The following is a 16,793-nucleotide window of genomic DNA, read 5'->3' on the forward strand; positions in this document are numbered from 1 at the left end:
AAGCCTACTTGCTCGTACGCCCGCGGATGATCCGGCGTACCCGCTCCCAGCGCTGCCTGACGGCGGCCTCGGCACCCAGCTCGGTCGGGCGGTAGTAGGCGGCGTCGAGGACGACGTCGGGTGCGTACTGCTGCTCGGCGACGCCGAAGGGCGCGTCGTGACTGTAGAGATAGCCCTTGCCGTGCCCGAGGTCCTTCGCCCCGGAGTAGTGGGCGTCGCGCAGATGGGGCGGCACCTGACCGATCTTGCCGGCCCGGACGTCGCCGATCGCCTCGAAGATCGCTGTCGTCACGGCGTTGGACTTCGGCGCCACGGCCAGCGCGATGGTGGCATGGGCCAGGGTGAGCTGGGCCTCCGGCATCCCGATCAGCTGCACCGTCTGCGCGGCCGCCACCGCGGTGGTCAGGGCCGTCGGGTCGGCCAGCCCGATGTCCTCGCTGGCGAGGATCATCAGCCGCCGGGCGATGAAGCGCGGGTCCTCGCCCGCCACGATCATCCGGGCCAGGTAGTGCAGCGCGGCGTCCGCGTCGGAGCCGCGGACCGACTTGATGAACGCGCTGACGACGTCGTAGTGCTGGTCGCCGTCGCGGTCGTAGCGCACGGCCGCCTGGTCGGCCGCGGTCTCGGCGGTCTCGACGTCGATCGTGGTGCTGCCCTTCGAGCGTGCCGCGCCCGCGGCCGCCTCCAGGTACGTCAGTGAGCGGCGGGCGTCGCCGCCGGCGAGCCGCACGATGTGGTCGCGGGCCTCCTCCTCGAGCACCAGCTCACCGTCGAGCCCCCGCTCGTCGGTGACGGCGAGCTCGAGCACGGCGGCGATGTCGGCGTCGGTCAGCGACTCCAGCCGCAGCAGCAGGCTGCGCGAGAGCAGCGGCGAGATCACGCTGAAGGACGGGTTCTCCGTCGTGGCGGCCACCAGGGTGACCCAGCGGTTCTCGACGCCCGGCAGCAGGGCGTCCTGCTGGGCCTTGCTGAACCGGTGCACCTCGTCGACGAAGAGCACCGTCTCCTCCCCCGTCGCGACGAGCTGGCGCCGGGCGGTGTCGATCGCCGCGCGGACCTCCTTGACGCCCGCGGAGACGGCCGAGACCTCCACGAACCGGCGGCCGGTCTGCTGGCTGATGATCGAGGCGATCGTCGTCTTGCCGGTGCCGGGCGGCCCCCACAGCAGCAGGGAGAGCGACTGGTCGCCCTCGACGAGCTGTCGCAGCGGCGAGCCGGGCGCGCGCAGCTGCTCCTGCCCGACCAGCTCTTCCAGGGTGCGCGGACGCATCCGCACCGCGAGCGGAGCCGAGGCGTGGGACGCGTCGGTCAGGGAGCCGCCCGAGGTCGGCGCGCGGGACCCGGGGGTGTCGAACAGCTGCGGCTCGTCATCCACGATGTGGCAGCCTAGTCAGTGCCGATGGCGCGAGCGTTTCTCCGCCGACGCGAAAGGCAGCAAGCTGCCGGAGGTCGCCTCCCGCCACGCTGCCGCGCGGCGGCGCGGACAACCCCTCACGCGCGCCCGATGGACTTGTTGTCGAGGTCGAACCAGGTGTCGGCGTACCCGGGCTGCTCGACGAGGTCGGTGCTCGGGCTGGCGCCGGGGTCGGGGCGCCCCTCCGAGTCGACCCCGAGCAGGCCCGCGGTCAGCGGCTCCCGCGGCGCCTCGCCGAGGCGACCCGGGAAGTGGCACGCGACCTTGTGCTTGCGGCCGATCTGGAGCAGCGGCGGCTCGTGCCGGGCGCAGATCTCCTGCGCGATCGGGCAGCGGGTGCGGAACCGGCAGCCCGACGGCGGGTTGATCGGGCTGGGTACGTCGCCCTGCAGCCGGATCCGCTCCATCCGTCCGCCGGTGGCCGCCTGCTTCACGTCGGGCACCGCGGAGAGCAGCGCCTGCGTGTAGGGGTGGTGCGCGTTCGTGTAGATCGACTCACGGTCGCCGATCTCGACGATCTTGCCGAGGTACATCACCGCGATCTCGGGGCAGAAGTGCCGCACGATCGCGAGGTCGTGGGCGATGAAGAGGAAGGCGACACCGAACTCGGTCTGGATGTCCTGGAGCAGGTTGACGACCTGGGCCTGGATGGACACGTCGAGCGCGGAGACCGGCTCGTCGGCGACGAGCAGCTTGGGCTGCAGCGTCAGCGCGCGGGCGATGCCGATGCGCTGGCGCTGGCCACCGGAGAACTCGTGCGGGTAGCGGTTGTAGTGCTCCGGGTTGAGGCCGACGACCTCGAGCAGCTCCTGGACCCGCGGGAGGATCTTGTCCTTCGGCAGCACCTTGTGGATCGCCAGCGGCGCCCCGACGATCGAGCCGACCGTCTGCCGCGGGTTCAGCGAGGTGTAGGGGTCCTGGAAGATCATCTGGATCTCACGCCGCAGCGGCTTGAGCTCGCCCGCCTTCGCGTGCGTGATGTCCTGCCCCTCGAACCGGATGGCACCGGCGGTCGGCTCGTAGAGCCGCGTGATCAGCCGGCCGGTGGTCGACTTGCCACAGCCCGACTCACCCACCAGGCCGAGCGAGGTCGCCTCCGCGACCTGGAAGGAGACGCCGTCGACCGCCTGGACGTGACCCACGGTGCGGCGGATCAGGCCAGGCGACCTGACCGGGAAGTACATGCGCAGGCCGTCCACCTCGAGGATCGGCTTCGCGTCGGCGGGAGCGACAGCGGCGCTGCGTCCCTCGATCCTCGGCGCGATCGCCATGTCGTCCGGCTCCCCCTGGTTGATCGTCTCGTTGGTCATCGCAGCTCCTCGGCCCCGTCCTCGCCGGCGCCGCCGACGAGGTCCGGCGCGATCTCCGGCAGCACCTCGGTCGCGTAGATCGCGTCGGGGTTCGGCAGATGGCACCGCTTGGTGTGGTGGGCACCGCGCTGGCCCGGCACGAGCAACGGCAGCTCGGTCCGGCACAGGTCGCCGGGCACCTTGTCGCGGTGGGCGCAGCGCGGGTGGAACGCGCAGCCCGACGGCGGGTTCAGCAGGCTGGGCGGGTTGCCCGGGATCGGCACCAGCCGGGCGCCCGTGTCGCCGGAGAGATCGGGGACGCTGGAGAGCAGACCCCAGGTGTAGGGCATCTCCGGGTGCGTGAGGATCTCCTTGCACGGACCGTGCTCGACCGCCCGGCCGGCGTACATCACCAGCACGTCGTCGGCCATCTCCGCCACCACGCCGAGATCGTGGGTGATGATGATGACCGCCGAGTTGAACTCGCGCTGCAGGTCCTGGAGCAGGTCGAGGATCTGCGCCTGGACGGTCACGTCGAGAGCCGTGGTCGGCTCGTCGGCGATGAGCAGGCCGGGGTCGTTGATCAGACCCATCGCGATCATCGCGCGCTGGCGCATGCCGCCGGAGAACTGGTGCGGGTAGTCGTTGACCCGCTTGTCCGGGGTCGGGATCCCGACCCGGTCGAGCATCTCCACGGCGCGCTGCTTCGCGATCTTGCGGGAGACGCTGTGGTGCACCCGGTACGCCTCGGCGATCTGGTTGCCGACGGTGTAGTAGGGGTGCATCGCCGAGAGCGGGTCCTGGAAGATCATCGACACGTCACGGCCGCGCTTGCGCCGCATCTCGTCGGCGGAGATGTCGAGCAGGTTGACCCCGGCGAGCTCGATCTCGCCGGAGACCTTGGCGTTGGTGCCGCGGTGCAGGCCCATGATCGCCATGCTCGAGACCGACTTGCCGGAGCCGGACTCGCCGACGATGCCGAGCGTCTTGCCGGCCTCGAGGTCGAAGGTCAGACCGTTGACGGCCTTGACCACTCCGTCCTGCGTCGGGAAGTGGACCTGGAGCTCGCGCACCGACAGCAGCGGCCCGGACGAGGACGCGGCGGTGCCCGCGGTGGACAGGGAGGTGGTGGACATTTCCGAGGTTCCTCTCAGCCCAGGCGCACGCGCGGGTCGATGACGGCGTACAACAGGTCCACGACGATATTGGCCATGATCACGAAGGCGGCCAGCAAGATGACCAGGCCGACCGTGGTGGGCAGGTCGAAGTCGGAGCTGGCGAGCACGGCCAGCTTGCCCATGCCGGGGTAGTTGAAGACCGACTCGGTGATGATCGCGCCGCCCATCAGGCCCGCGAAGTCGAGGCCCGCCATGGTCACGATCGGCGTCAGCGCGGCGCGCAGCGCGTGCTTGAAGGTGACCGTGCGCTCGGGCAGGCCCTTGGCGCGGGCCGTGCGGACGTAGTCCTCCTGGAAGGACTCGATCACGTAGGACCGCGTCATCCGCACGTAGGCGGCCATGAAGAACAGGCACAACGTGATCGCGGGCAGGGTCAGTCCCGACAGCCAGCCACCGATGCCGCCCTCCGCTATCGACGTGTAGCGCGGGATCTCGGTCAGTCCCCATTGGATCGCGACGAACTTGTAGAGCAGGAGTCCGACGAAGAAGGTCGGGAACGCGAAGCCGATCAGCGAGAGGCCGACCACGCCGCGGTCGATGAACGTACCCTTCTTGAGCGCCGCCAGGACGCCGAAGAGGATGCCGCCGGCCATCCAGAGGATGAAGGCCGCGACGGCCAGCGAGAACGACACCGGGAAGGTGTCCTTGATCAGGTTGGTGACCGTGTCGCCACGCTCCCGGGAGTAGCCCAGGCAGGGCGCGTCACAGCGGACGATCGTCTGAGGAGCGGTCTCGCGCAGCTTGGGGTCATCCGGGAAGTCGCGACCGACGACCACGCCCTTGGCGAAGTCGCTCCACTGGTTGATGAAGCTGTCGTCGTAGCCCATCGCCGCCGCGGTCTCCTTCTTCTGTGCGGCCGAGCAGTTCTTGCCGCAGATGAAGGACTCCTGATCGATCGGCGTCAGGAAGAAGAGAGCGAAGGTGACGATGCTCATCACGATGAGCATGATCACGCCGGCGAACACACGGCGGATGACGTACGCGAGCACAGAGGACCTTCTCGAAGCGTTGGTGGCCGGTGGGCACCGACGATCGGGGGCCGCCGTGCGGGCGGCCCCCGACCGTCATCTGGTTATCGGAGCGTCACTTCTCCACGCCGAGCACGGCGAGGTCGGCGTAGCCGTTGACCGACACGTTGTTGGCGTAGCCGGTGACCTTCCCTCCGTGGACGAAGTTGAAGATCGTGATCTCCAGCGGGATGTAGGCGATGTCCTCACCCAGCTTGGCGTCGACCGCGGCCCACTTGTCCGCCGCCGCGTCGAGGTCGGGCTCGGCGTAGGCGTCGTCGATCAGCTGGTTGACCTCGGGGCCACCCTTGTAGTTGCCGTAGTCGTTGCCGTTGGAGTCCGGGGTGATGTTGATCCGGCTGTCGAACAGCGGCGGGATGACGGTTCCGGCGGAGGCCCAGTCAGCGCCCCAGCCACCCCAGGTGACGTCGAAGTCGGCGTCCGGCTTCTGGATGACGGCGTAGTAGGTGTCCTCCAGCGGGTCGAGCTCGGTCTCGAAGCCGGCCTTGTCCCAGGCGGCCTTGAGGGCGGAGGCCTGGTTGTCGGAGGTCGGCGTGCCGCCCGAGTAGGTGAACTTGATCTTCACCGGCTTGGGGGCGGAGCACTTCTCGAGCGCGGCCGCGGCGCCGTCCGGGTCACCCGCGGCAGGGATGTCCGCGAAGGCCGGGTTCGGCTCGTAGCCGGGGACGCTGGGGTTGATCACCGAGTCGGTGGCCTTGAAGTAGTTGTCGCCACCGCCGGCCTTGATCCAGCCCGCACGGTCGGTCGCCAGCTTGAGCGCCTCGCGGCAGTTGGCGTCCTTGAAGACCGGGGAGTTGAAGTTCGGCAGCACGTAGTCGACGTACGGCGACTCGACCTGGGTGTAGCGGTCCCCGGCCTCGTCCTTCCGGCTGAACAGAGCCGGCGGGAGACGACGCTCGGTCACGGCGTACTGCGCGTCACCGGAGTCGGCGAGCAGCTGCTCGTAGATCGCCTCGTCGGTGTCACCCTCGCGGAAGTCCCAGGTGTCGGGGAAGGCCTTGCGGATCGGGTCGGTGGACTCGTCCCAGTTCTCGTTGCGGACGAACTTGCCACCGGTGCCCTCCTTCCAGTCACCGTCGAGCTTGTAGGGACCGTTGGAGATGATCTCGAAGTTGTTGGCGTCACCCTTGTCGAGGTCGGCCCGGTACGGGTCGAGGTAGCGCAGCTGCGCGATCGACAGCGGGAAGTCCGGCCACGCCTTCTTGAACCGGTACGTGATCGTCTGGCCCTCGCAGGTGACGGCCTGGTCGTAGAGCTCCTGGCCCTTCTTCGAGTACGGACCCTTGTAGGCCGGCAGGTCGTCGTCCCCGGTGGGGATGTCGAGGTAGGTGAACAGGTAGTTGGCCGGGCCGCCGATGATCACGTCGGTCGCGAAGTTGCGCGACGCGCCGTACTTGAAGTCCTCACACGTGATCGGCTGGCCGTCCTCCCACTTGACGTCGTCGCGGACCGTGAAGGACCACGTCTTGCCGGCGTCCTCGGTCGTGCCCGTGTCGGTCGCGAGGTCGGGAACCGGGGTCGTGCCCTCCACCGGGTCGTTGGACGCGGGCAGCGCCACCAGGCTCCGGTAGAACAGGCGACCCGAGTTGTTCAGGTCACGACCGATGTACATGCGCTGGGGGTCCCAGTGCTCGACGGTACGTGGACCGACGAAGAAGATGGCGTCGCCACCCTTCTCCGCCTTGCCGCTGCTGCTGCCGCCGCCGTTGTCGTCGTCGCCGCTGCCACCGCCACACGCGGCCAGCGTGGCCGCGAGCGCCGTGGCCGCGAGCGCAGCCAATGGCTTCTTGGTGAAGGCCATTCAACTATCTCCTTTTCGGTGAGTGACGCCGGCGGGGCCGGCGCCTCAGGGCTCCGCGTCCCGAATGTCGGCGGAGCACTGGGTCCTGTTATCGGTGCGACTTGGGGTCGAGCGCGTCGCGGGCGCCGTCGCCGACGAGGTTGAACACCACGACGATGAGAGCCAGCAGGAAGCCCGGGAGGAAGAAGTACGTCGGGTCGCCGCTGGTGTAGTCCTTCGAGTGGGCGAGGATGTTGCCGAGCGTCGGGGTCGGTGGCTTGATGCCGACGCCGAGGAAGTTGAACGCCGCCTCCGCGGAGATGTAGGCGGGGACGAGGAGCGTGAGGTAGACGAGCACCGGCGCCCAGACGTTGGGCAGCACCTCGCGGAAGTAGAGCCGGCGGCGCGACGCGCCGAAGAGCCGCGCGGCCTCGATGAACTCCCGCTCACGGATCGACAGCACCTGGCCGCGCACGACGCGGGCCACCGGGGGCCAGCCGAACACCGCCAGGATGCCGATCACGAACACGCCGTTGGCCAGATCGGCCTTCCCGAGGAAGCCGAGGCCCGGGGCGTCGGACACCTCGTTGCGCAGCAGCAGCACGGTCGGTGCCGCCATCGCCAGCAACATCATGGTCTGGGGGAACGAGAGCGTCAGGTCGATGATCCGGCCGATGGTCGCGTCGATGAAGCCGCCTGAGAAGCCGGCCACGATGCCGAGGATCGAGCCGATGATGACCGTGATCACCGTCCCGGTCAGCGCGATGGCCAGCGAGGAGGAGATCGCCAGCATCAGCCGCGAGAGCAGGTCGCGGCCCAGGCTCGGGTCGACGCCGAGCGGGTGGTCCCAGCTGACGCCGCCGAAGGCGCCCTTCGGGAGGACGCCGTCGTCGGACAGGAGGTTCTGGTGGGGCTCGTTGGGGTTGAGGACTCCCATCGCGACCAGGATCGGTGCCGCGATCGCGCAGAGCACGATCAGCACCGACAGGACGAACGAGATCATCGACAGCTTGTCCGCCCGGAACCTGGCGATGGCCAGCTGCGTCGGAGACCGCCCCGCGACCTTGACGACGGCGTCGTCCTCGATCGGAACCGCAGCCTCGTGGATCTCCAGTTCGGAGCCCGGGATCGTCATCTTCACCTCGTCGCCGTGCGTCACGGATGCGACGCGGACCCTGGGGGCCACGCGCCGTCCGTGACACTAGGCGTACTTGGTGCGTCAAGGCGATAGCGAGGCGGTAACGGTTTGGTCTCGACGCCCGGCAAACCGTCCGGCAAGCAGGCCTCAGACCTTGGTTTCCTCCGCCGGACGGGCGTCCACACCGGCTTCCTTCCGCTGCTCCGGCGTGATCGGCGCCGGCGCCGCCGTCAGCGGGTCGAAGCCGCCGCCGGTCTTGGGGAAGGCGATGACGTCACGGATCGACTCGGTGCCGGCCAGCAGCGCGACGACGCGGTCCCAACCGAACGCGATCCCGCCGTGCGGCGGGGCGCCGTACTTGAAGGCCTCCAGTAGGAAGCCGAACTTCTCCTCGGCCTCCGCCGCGTCGATGCCCATCACCTCGAACACCCGCTTCTGGATGTCCTCGCGGTGGATACGGATGGAGCCGCCGCCGATCTCGTTGCCGTTGCAGACGATGTCGTAGGCCCACGCCAGCGCGGTGGCCGGCTCGCTGTCGAAGGACTCGAGGTCCTGCGGGCTGGTGAAGGCGTGGTGGACGGCGGTCCACGCTCCCCCGCCGACCGCGACGTCGCCGGCCGCCGTCGCCTCATCGGCCGGCTCGAAGAGGGGCGCGTCGACGACCCACAGGAAGCTCCACGCGTCCTCGTCGAGCAGACCCGCTCGGCGGCCGATCTCCAGGCGAGCGGCGCCCAGCAGCGCGCGGCTCGACTTCACCGCGCCGGCGGCGAAGAAGATGCAGTCACCCGGCTGCGCCCCGACGTGGGCGGCCAGACCGGCCTTCTCCTCGTCGGTGATGTTCTTGGCGACCGGGCCGCCGAGCTCGCCGTCCTCCTGGACCAGGACGTAGGCGAGGCCCTTGGCGCCACGCTGCTTGGCCCACTCCTGCCACGCGTCGAGCTGCTTGCGGGGCTGACTCGCGCCCCCGGGCATGACCACCGCGCCGACGTACGGCGCCTGGAAGACGCGGAACGGCGTCTCCTTGAAGTAGTCGGTGCACTCGACGAGCTCGAGACCCATTCGCAGGTCCGGCTTGTCGGAGCCGTACCGGGCCATCGCGTCGGCGTAGGTCATCCGCTGCAGCGGCAGCTCGACCTCGACGCCGACGAGCTTCCACAGCGCGGCGACGATCTCCTCGCCGAGGGCGATCACGTCGTCCTGGGTCACGAAGCTCATCTCGACGTCGAGCTGGGTGAACTCCGGCTGCCGGTCGGAGCGGAAGTCCTCGTCGCGGTAGCAGCGCGCGATCTGGTAGTAGCGCTCCAGGCCACCGACCATGAGCAGCTGCTTGAACAGCTGAGGGCTCTGCGGCAGGGCGTACCAGCTGCCCGGCGCGAGGCGCGCGGGCACCAGGAAGTCACGGGCGCCCTCGGGCGTGCTGCGGGTCAGCGTCGGGGTCTCGACCTCGACGAAGTCGTGACTCGACAGGACGTCGCGCGCGGCTCTGTTGACCTCGCTGCGCAACCGGATCGCCTGCGCCGGGCCGCTGCGGCGCAGGTCGAGGTAGCGGTGCTTGAGGCGCACCTCCTCGCCCACGTCGACGTGGTCGCTGATCGGGAACGGCAGCGGCGCGGCGGCGCTGAGCACCTCGACGTCGCTGGCGACGACCTCGATCGCACCGGTGGGCAGGTTCGGGTTCTCGCGGCCCTCACCGCGGGCGATCACCTCGCCGGTCACCTTGAGGCAGTACTCCGAGCGGAGGCTGTGGGCGACGGCCTCGTCGCGGATGACGACCTGGACGACGCCGCTGGCCTCGCGCAGGTCGATGAAGGCCACCCCACCGTGATCGCGCCGATTGGCCACCCACCCCGCGAGGGTGACGACCTGGCCGACGTGCTCGGCGCGCAGGGCGCCGGCACTGTGCGTCCTCATTGGGAGGGTGCGGATCACGAGGGTTCCCCTTCGGAGATGGTGGTGGTGACGACCTGCGGTCGCAGGTCCTGGGTAGGAGGCTGCCAGGTCGCGGGATCGGCCGCGACCTGGTTCCCGTCGCGGATGTCCTTGACCTCCCCCTGGTCCGGGAACCAGACGTAGGGGATGCCGCGGCGCTCCGCGTGCCGGATCTGCTTGCCGAACTTGGCCGCACTCGGCGCGACCTCGCACGGGATGCCCCGGGCGCGCAGCGCGGTGGCGACGGCGTCGGCCTCGGACCTGGTCTCCTCCGCGGTGACCGCGACGACCACGACGCTCGGCACCGAGCGGTCCGCGGTCAGCACGCCCCGCTGCACCAGCGGGACGAGCAGCCGGCTCAACCCGAGCGAGATGCCGACGCCGGGGTACGTCGTGCGGCCGTCGGACGCCAGGGCGTCGTACCGGCCGCCGGAGCAGATCGAGCCGAGCGACTCGAAGCCGTCGAGACGGGTCTCGAAGACGGTGCCGGTGTAGTAGTCGAGACCGCGGGCGATCGACAGGTCCGCCTCGATGCGCGTGCGCTCGGTGACGAGCGGAGCGCAGGCGCGGACGAGCGAGGCGAGCTCGTCGAGTCCCTCGTCGAGCAGGTCGTGGGTCACGCCCAGGTCGCGGACGCGGGCGACGAACGAGTCGTCGGTCGCGCGGATGGTCGCGAGCGCGAGCGCCTGGTCGGCCTGGTCCTCGGTGACGCCGGCATCGGTGAGCAGCAGCTCGCGGACCTTGGCCGGGTCCAGCTTGTCGAGCTTGTCGACCAGGCGCATGACGTCGTCGATACCGTCGGCGTCGAGCCCGAGGCCGGCGTAGAAGCCCTGGATCAGCTTGCGGTTGTTGACCTGGAGGCGGAAGCCGGGCAAGAAGTCGAGGCGACCCAGCGCCTCGAGCATGACCCGGGCGATCTCGACGTCGTGGTGGAAGGGCAGGACGTCACGCCCGACGATGTCGATGTCGGCCTGGGCGAACTCCCGGAAGCGACCCTCCTGGGGCCGCTCGCCACGCCAGACCTTCTGGATCTGGTAGCGGCGGAAGGGGAACTCCAGCTTGCCGGCGTTCTCGAGCACGTAGCGCGCGAACGGGACGGTGAGGTCGAAGTGGAGGCCGATCCCCTTGTCCTTCCCGCTCTCGTCCTCCTGGAGACGACGCAGGACGTAGACCTCCTTGGAGGTGTCGCCCTTGCGGAGCAACTGGTCGAGCGGCTCGACGGCTCGGGTCTCGACGTTGCCGAACCCGTGCAGCTCGAAGGTGCGCGCGAGGGTCGCGATCACCTCCTGCTCGACGAAGCGCTGGGCAGGCAGGAACTCGGGGAATCCGCTGAGCGGAGTGGGCTTGGCCATGCTGGTCGTCACAGTCCTCGGGTGACTCGTCCGGCGGTCTCGCCGCCGGTCTCGATGAGGTCGAGCAGGAAGGGGTTGGTGGCACGCTCGCGCCCGATGGACGTCTGCTCGCCGTGCCCGGGCAGCACGACGATGTCGTCGGCCAGGGGCAGCACCTTGGCGCTGAGCGAGCGGAGCATCGCGGCGTGGTCGCCGCCGGGCAGGTCGGTGCGGCCGATCGAGCCCTGGAAGAGCAGGTCGCCGGAGAACATCACCTCGGAGATCGGCGGACCGTCGGGAGCGTCCCACGGCGTGCGGAAGGTGACCGAGCCCGCGGTGTGCCCCGGCGTGTGGTCGACGACGAGGCTCAGGCCGGCCAGCTCGAGCGTGGCACCGTCGGTCAGCTCCGCGACGTCGTCCGGCTCGGTGAACTCGTAGTCGCCGCCGAGCAGCATGCCGGCCGACTCGCGCGAGATCCCCGCCATCGGATCGGCCAGCAGATGCCGGTCGCCGGGATGGATCCAGGCGGTCGCGTCGTAGGCGCCGGCGACAGGGGTCACCGACCACATGTGATCGATGTGGCCATGGGTCAACAAGACGGCCACCGGCTTCAACCGGTGCTCGCGGACGACCTCGGCGACACCCTCCGCGGCGTCCTTCCCGGGGTCGATGACGATGCACTCGGCGCCCGGTGCCGTGGCCGCGACGTAGCAGTTGGTGCCCCATGGTCCGGCGGGGAAAGCGGCGATCAGCACCGGCCCAGCCTATCGAGGGCTCCGGCTTTGATTAGCATGGGCCATTGTGACTACCTCCGACTGGGGCCGCGTCGGCGACGACGGCACCGTCTACGTGAAGACGACCGACGGCGAACGGGCGGTCGGGCAGATGCCCGACGCGACGCCCGAGGAGGCTCTGGCCTTCTACACCAAACGGTATGAGAACCTCTCACTCGAGGTGGATCTGCTCCACCAACGGGTGCTGACCGGCGTGCTCTCGCCCGAGGAGGCCGCCTCATCGGTCAAGCTCGTGCGCGAGCAACTGGTCGACGTGCATGCCGTCGGAGACCTCAACGCCCTGGTGCGCAAGCTCGATGAGCTCGGCCCGGTGATCGCGACCCAGCGCGACGCCCGACGCGCCGCCAAGGCCCAGCGCGTGGCCGACGCGCGAGCCGAGAAGGAGCGCCTCGCCGGCGAGGCCGAAAAGATTGCCGGGGGCCGTGACTGGCGCAACGGCGCCAACCGGCTGCGCGAGCTCCTTGAGGAGTGGAAGAAGCTCCCCCGCATCGACAAGGCCGCCGACGACGAGCTCTGGCGCCGGTTCTCCTCGGCGCGCTCGGCGTACACGAAGGCGCGCAAGTCGCACTTCGCCGAGCAGGACGAGAAGCGCGAGGGCGCGCGCGTCGTCAAGGAGCGGCTGGTCAAGGAGGCCGAGGCCCTGTCCTCGTCGACCGAGTGGGGTCCGACCTCGGGTCGCTACCGCGACCTGATGCGCGACTGGAAGGCCGCCGGGCCCGCCCCCAAGGCTGTCGACGACGAGCTCTGGCGCCGCTTCCGCGGCGCGCAGGACACGTTCTTCGGCGCCCGTGACGCCGCCAACGCCGCCCTCGACACGGAGTTCGCCGCGAACGCCGTGGTCAAGGAGGCGCTGTTGGTGGAGGCGGAGGCCATCGCTGCCGCCCTGGAGTCGTCCGGGGACCTCGGGGCTGCGAAGGCAGCCTTCCGCGGCGTCGCCGAGAAGTGGGACGAGGCCGGCAAGGTCCCGCGCGACCGGATCAAGGACCTCGAGGGCCGGATGCGTGCCGTCGAGCAGGTCATCCGCCGGGCCGAGGACGACCAGTGGCGGCGTACCGACCCCGAGAAGTCCGCCCGGGCCGACGACATGGTGTCCAAGCTCGAGTCCGCCATCGCCGAGGCCCAGGCCAAGCTCGACGCCGCCCGCGCCCGGGGCGACGAGAAGAAGGTCCGTGAGCTCGAGGAGAACCTCGAGGGCCGCCGGTCCTTCCTCGAGATGGCCAAGAAGGCGTCCGCGGACTTCAGCTGAGCGGGGCGCGGGCAGGGGTGCATGAATCCCCGGCTGACCGGGGATTCATGCTCTTGTCGGGGGTTGCAACCGTCAACAAGTGCATGAACTGCCTGTCCGCTGTGACGCCTGTTGCCGCTGTGACGTGTCAACGCCGCGCTGCGGCGGCCGCAACGGATGCGACCACCTCCCGAATGCGCCGGGCGAGATGCGCTGGGCTGGCGAGATCCGCCCAGGTGATGCGGATGCAGCGCCACCCCGTCAGCTCGGCTACCCGGCTCTCCCGTTGCTTCTCTCGAACAACGGCGTCAACGACGCTCTCGCCCGGGCGTCGGAACTTGAGGTACTTCTCCTTGCCGTCGAACTCGATCCAGATGCCCAGCTCGGGGAAGGCGAAGTCCAAGAAGGCGACGACAAGAGGACCGTCGCGCACCTCGTACTGCGGGATCGGGGCGGGGAAATGATGGCGCCATAGGAAGTACAACGTTCGGCTTTCGCCGACCGACTCGATCCGTCCGTCGGCGAGCCGGAGGACCAGGTCTGAAGAGAGGGAGCGAGGCCAGCGGTCCATGCCCGCCTCGTATCGGGCCCGGATCTGTTCGATGGCGAAGTCGCCGCGGTGCAGGAAGTGGTTGACCACCACGAGGCTCGCTTCGGTGTTGCCCAACGTGGCCACTTCGAGTGTCGACCGCATGGGCGCACTGACCTCGATGCCTCCGACCGTCACGACATCTCCATCGAGGATCACGCCTCGGTGCTGCTGGATACCTGCCTCACGCCGGCCGGCACGTCCATCCTTCCGCAGCAGGTGGACGTCCTCGAGTGCCAGGCCCCATGTGGGCGCATCGAGGAAGGGCAGGGCAGAGGTATGGCTGGCTACAGCGTCGACGCATGCTTGCCGTAGCGCCGCCCGCGCCCGTACGGCGTATCGCTGTTCGCGAGTCAGCTCGCGCCAGACCTGGCCGTCGACGTACGCACCGCGGCGCGGCTTGGCGAGCACACCGGCCGTGATGGCCCGGGCGAGGCTGCGGTCGGTGTGGCCGAGGGCGATCAGCTCCTTGCGGAGCGCGATGTCGGTCATGCAGGGGTGATCGATGTCCATGAACATGTAGTACGGGCTGCCCGCTGGCCGGCAGGCCCCACACATCCGGTTCGTGGGCCTGTGGATGGGAGCGTGAATGGGATGTCTTGTCAGGCATCTCATGCACTTGTCGGGGGTTGCAAACCCCGACAAGTGCATGAATCCCCGGCTGACCGGGGATTCATGCAGCCGGGCGCACCCCCTACCCCGTCACTGCGTGACGCGGTAGGCGTCGAACACGCCCGGGACGGTCCGCACCGCCTTGAGGACCGTGTCGAGGTGCTTGGCGTCGGCCATCTCGAAGGTGAACCGGGACTTGGCGACACGGTCGCGCGACGTCGTGAGGTTGGCCGAGAGGATGTTCACGTGGGCGTCGGACAGGACCATGGTGATGTCCGAGAGCAGCCGCGAACGGTCCAGCGCCTCGACCTGGATGTTGACCAGGAAGGTCGACTGACCGGTCGGGGCCCACTCGACGTCGACGAGCTTCTCGGGCTGGGCCAGCAGGCTGCCGGCGTTCGTGCAGTCCTTGCGGTGGACCGAGACGCCGCCGCCCTTGGTCACGAAGCCGAGGATGGTGTCGGGAGGCACTGGGGTGCAGCACTTGGCGAGCTTGACCCACACGTCGGGTGAGCCGGTCACGATGACACCGGCGTCGCCGCTCGTGGGCCGGGTCGGACGGCCGCGGCGGCCGGTGATGGTGACGGCCTCGGCCAGGTCCTCCTGGGCGCCCTGGTCGCCGCCGTGGAGCTCGATGACCTTGCGGACGACGGTCTGCGCCCCGAGGTTGCCCTCGCCGACGGCGGCGTAGAGCGCGGTGACGTCGGCGATCCGGAAGGCGGTGGCCACCAGCGTGAGCGAGTCGTGGGAGAGCAGCCGCTTGAGCGGCAGGCCCTCCTTGCGCATCAGCTTGGCGATCTCGTCCTTGCCGCGCTCGATCGCCTCCTCACGCCGCTCCTTGGTGAACCACTGACGGATCTTGGAGCGGGCGCGCGGGGACTTCACGAAGTTCAGCCAGTCGCGCGACGGCCCGGCGCCCTCGGCCTTCGAGGTGAAGACCTCGACGACATCGCCGTTCTCGAGCGTGGACTCCAGGGGCACCAGACGACCGTTGACGCGGGCGCCGATGGTGCGGTGCCCGACCTCGGTGTGTACGGCGTACGCGAAGTCGACCGGCGTCGAGCCCGACGGCAGCGCGATCACGTCGCCGCGCGGCGTGAAGACGTAGGTCTCGGCCTGGTTGATCTCGAAGCGCAGCGACTCCAGGAACTCGCCCGGATCCTCGACCTCGCTCTGCCAGTCGAGCAGCTGGCGCACCCAGCTCATGTCGTCGAGATCGCCGGGCTTGTCGGTGTCGTTGCCGGCGCGGCCGTCCTCCTTGTACTTCCAGTGGGCCGCGACGCCGTACTCGGCGCGGCGGTGCATCGCGAAGGTCCGGATCTGCATCTCGACCGGCTTGCCCTGAGGGCCGATCACCGAGGTGTGCAGCGACTGGTACATGTTGAACTTCGGCATCGCGACGTAGTCCTTGAACCGGCCCAAGACCGGGTTCCAGCGCGAGTGGAGCACGCCGAGGACGCCGTAGCAGTCGCGGTCCTCCTCGACGAGGATCCGGATGCCGACCAGATCGTAGATGTCGGAGAAGTCCCGGCCGCCGACGATCATCTTCTGGTAGATCGAGTAGTAGTGCTTCGGCCGGCCGGTCACGGTCGCCTTGATCTTGGCCTCGCGCAGGTCCTTCTCGACCTGGCTGATCACCTCGGCCAGGAACGAGTCGCGCGAGGGCGCGCGCTCGGCGACCAGACGCACGATCTCGTCGTAGATCTTGGGGTGCAGGGTCGCGAACGCGAGGTCCTCGAGCTCCCACTTGATGGTGTTCATGCCCAGCCGGTGGGCCAGCGGCGCGTAGATGTCGAGGGTCTCGCGGGCCTTGCGCTCCTGCGTCGACTGCTTGACGAAGCGCAGGGTGCGCATGTTGTGGAGTCGGTCGGCGAGCTTGATGACCAGCACCCGGATGTCACGGGACATCGCCACGATCATCTTGCGGATCGTCTCGGCATTGGCCGAGTCGCCGTAGACGACCTTGTCGAGCTTGGTCACCCCGTCGACGAGCAACGCGACCTCGTCACCGAAGTCGCGGCGGCACTCCTCCAGCGTGTACGGCGTGTCCTCGACCGTGTCGTGCAGAAGCGCGGCGACGAGCGTCGGCTCCGTCATGCCGATGCCCGCGAGGATCGTGGTCACCGCGAGCGGATGGGTGATGTACGGGTCGCCGCTCTTGCGCTTCTGGTCGGCATGCAGCCGCTCGGCGGTGAGATAGGCGCGCTCCAGCAGCGGGAGGTCGGCCTTCGGATGGTTGGTCCGCACCGCCCGGAACAACGGCTCGAGGACCGGGTTGGCTCCTTGGCTGCGGCTGCCCATCCGGGCCAGTCGCGCGCGCACGCCACGACCGCCTCCGGGCTCGCTCGGCGTCGAGGCGGGCACGGCTGGGCCCCGCGGTGATACGCGTGGGGTCGTGCGCTCCTCGGTCATCGCCCCAGTCTAGTGGCCGGTCGCGGCTCAACCGCGGGCTGGGAGTCGTCCAGGCACGCATCGTCGGGCAGCGT

12 protein-coding genes are annotated in these 16,793 nt (G+C 69.4%); 1 reads left to right on the forward strand and 11 read right to left on the reverse strand.

The genetic code is table 11. The annotated features are described in order from the left end of the window. Nucleotides 1-4: 4 nt before the first annotated feature. The 9 genes from RB608_RS24590 to RB608_RS24630 form a co-directional block, all read right to left on the reverse strand. A complete protein-coding gene (locus RB608_RS24590; RefSeq protein WP_308090721.1) occupies nucleotides 5-1,375 on the reverse strand; it encodes a replication-associated recombination protein A in 1,371 nt (456 codons plus the stop codon). 116 nt (nucleotides 1,376-1,491) lie between these two features. Further along, nucleotides 1,492-2,685 carry a dipeptide ABC transporter ATP-binding protein gene (locus tag RB608_RS24595; protein WP_308090780.1) on the reverse strand — a complete coding sequence of 398 codons (1,194 nt, stop codon included), beginning with the start codon at nucleotides 2,683-2,685 and terminating at the stop codon, nucleotides 1,492-1,494. Between the two features lie 35 nt (nucleotides 2,686-2,720). Next, complete coding sequence (locus tag RB608_RS24600) at nucleotides 2,721-3,839, reverse strand: ABC transporter ATP-binding protein (RefSeq protein WP_308090722.1); 1,119 nt, start codon at nucleotides 3,837-3,839, stop codon at nucleotides 2,721-2,723. Nucleotides 3,840-3,853: 14 nt separating this feature from the next. Further along, nucleotides 3,854-4,870, reverse strand: a complete 1,017-nt coding sequence (locus tag RB608_RS24605) for an ABC transporter permease (RefSeq protein ID WP_308090723.1) — start codon at nucleotides 4,868-4,870, stop codon at nucleotides 3,854-3,856. Between the two features lie 94 nt (nucleotides 4,871-4,964). Next, on the reverse strand, nucleotides 4,965-6,710 hold the full coding sequence (locus RB608_RS24610) for an ABC transporter substrate-binding protein (RefSeq protein WP_308090724.1): 1,746 nt from the start codon (nucleotides 6,708-6,710) through the stop codon (nucleotides 4,965-4,967). 88 nt (nucleotides 6,711-6,798) lie between these two features. Beyond that, a complete protein-coding gene (locus RB608_RS24615) occupies nucleotides 6,799-7,824 on the reverse strand; it encodes an ABC transporter permease (RefSeq protein ID WP_308090725.1) in 1,026 nt (341 codons plus the stop codon). Nucleotides 7,825-7,974: 150 nt separating this feature from the next. Beyond that, entirely contained in the window at nucleotides 7,975-9,738 is a 1,764-nt protein-coding gene (gene aspS / locus RB608_RS24620) for an aspartate--tRNA ligase (RefSeq protein ID WP_308090726.1), read from the reverse strand. Nucleotides 9,739-9,752: 14 nt separating this feature from the next. Continuing rightward, nucleotides 9,753-11,108 carry a histidine--tRNA ligase gene (gene hisS, locus RB608_RS24625; protein ID WP_308090781.1) on the reverse strand — a complete coding sequence of 452 codons (1,356 nt, stop codon included), beginning with the start codon at nucleotides 11,106-11,108 and terminating at the stop codon, nucleotides 9,753-9,755. An 8-nt stretch (nucleotides 11,109-11,116) separates the two neighbouring features. Continuing rightward, nucleotides 11,117-11,842: an MBL fold metallo-hydrolase gene (locus RB608_RS24630; RefSeq protein WP_308090727.1), complete on the reverse strand. Its 726-nt coding sequence runs from the start codon at nucleotides 11,840-11,842 to the stop codon at nucleotides 11,117-11,119. A gap of 46 nt (nucleotides 11,843-11,888) precedes the next feature. Between RB608_RS24630 and RB608_RS24635 the strand changes: the two genes are divergently transcribed. Further along, the gene (locus RB608_RS24635; protein ID WP_308090728.1) at nucleotides 11,889-13,127 is read left to right on the forward strand and encodes a DUF349 domain-containing protein; all 1,239 of its coding nucleotides are present in this window, start codon (nucleotides 11,889-11,891) and stop codon (nucleotides 13,125-13,127) included. Between the two features lie 127 nt (nucleotides 13,128-13,254). Here RB608_RS24635 and RB608_RS24640 read toward each other — a convergent pair whose 3' ends face one another. Then, nucleotides 13,255-14,208, reverse strand: a complete 954-nt coding sequence (locus tag RB608_RS24640) for a hypothetical protein (RefSeq protein WP_308090729.1) — start codon at nucleotides 14,206-14,208, stop codon at nucleotides 13,255-13,257. A 189-nt stretch (nucleotides 14,209-14,397) separates the two neighbouring features. Beyond that, entirely contained in the window at nucleotides 14,398-16,719 is a 2,322-nt protein-coding gene (locus RB608_RS24645; protein WP_392391057.1) for a RelA/SpoT family protein, read from the reverse strand. Nucleotides 16,720-16,793: the final 74 nt, after the last annotated feature.

It is taken from the genome of Nocardioides sp. LHD-245 (assembly GCF_030929495.1).
Lineage (GTDB): Bacteria > Actinomycetota > Actinomycetes > Propionibacteriales > Nocardioidaceae > Nocardioides.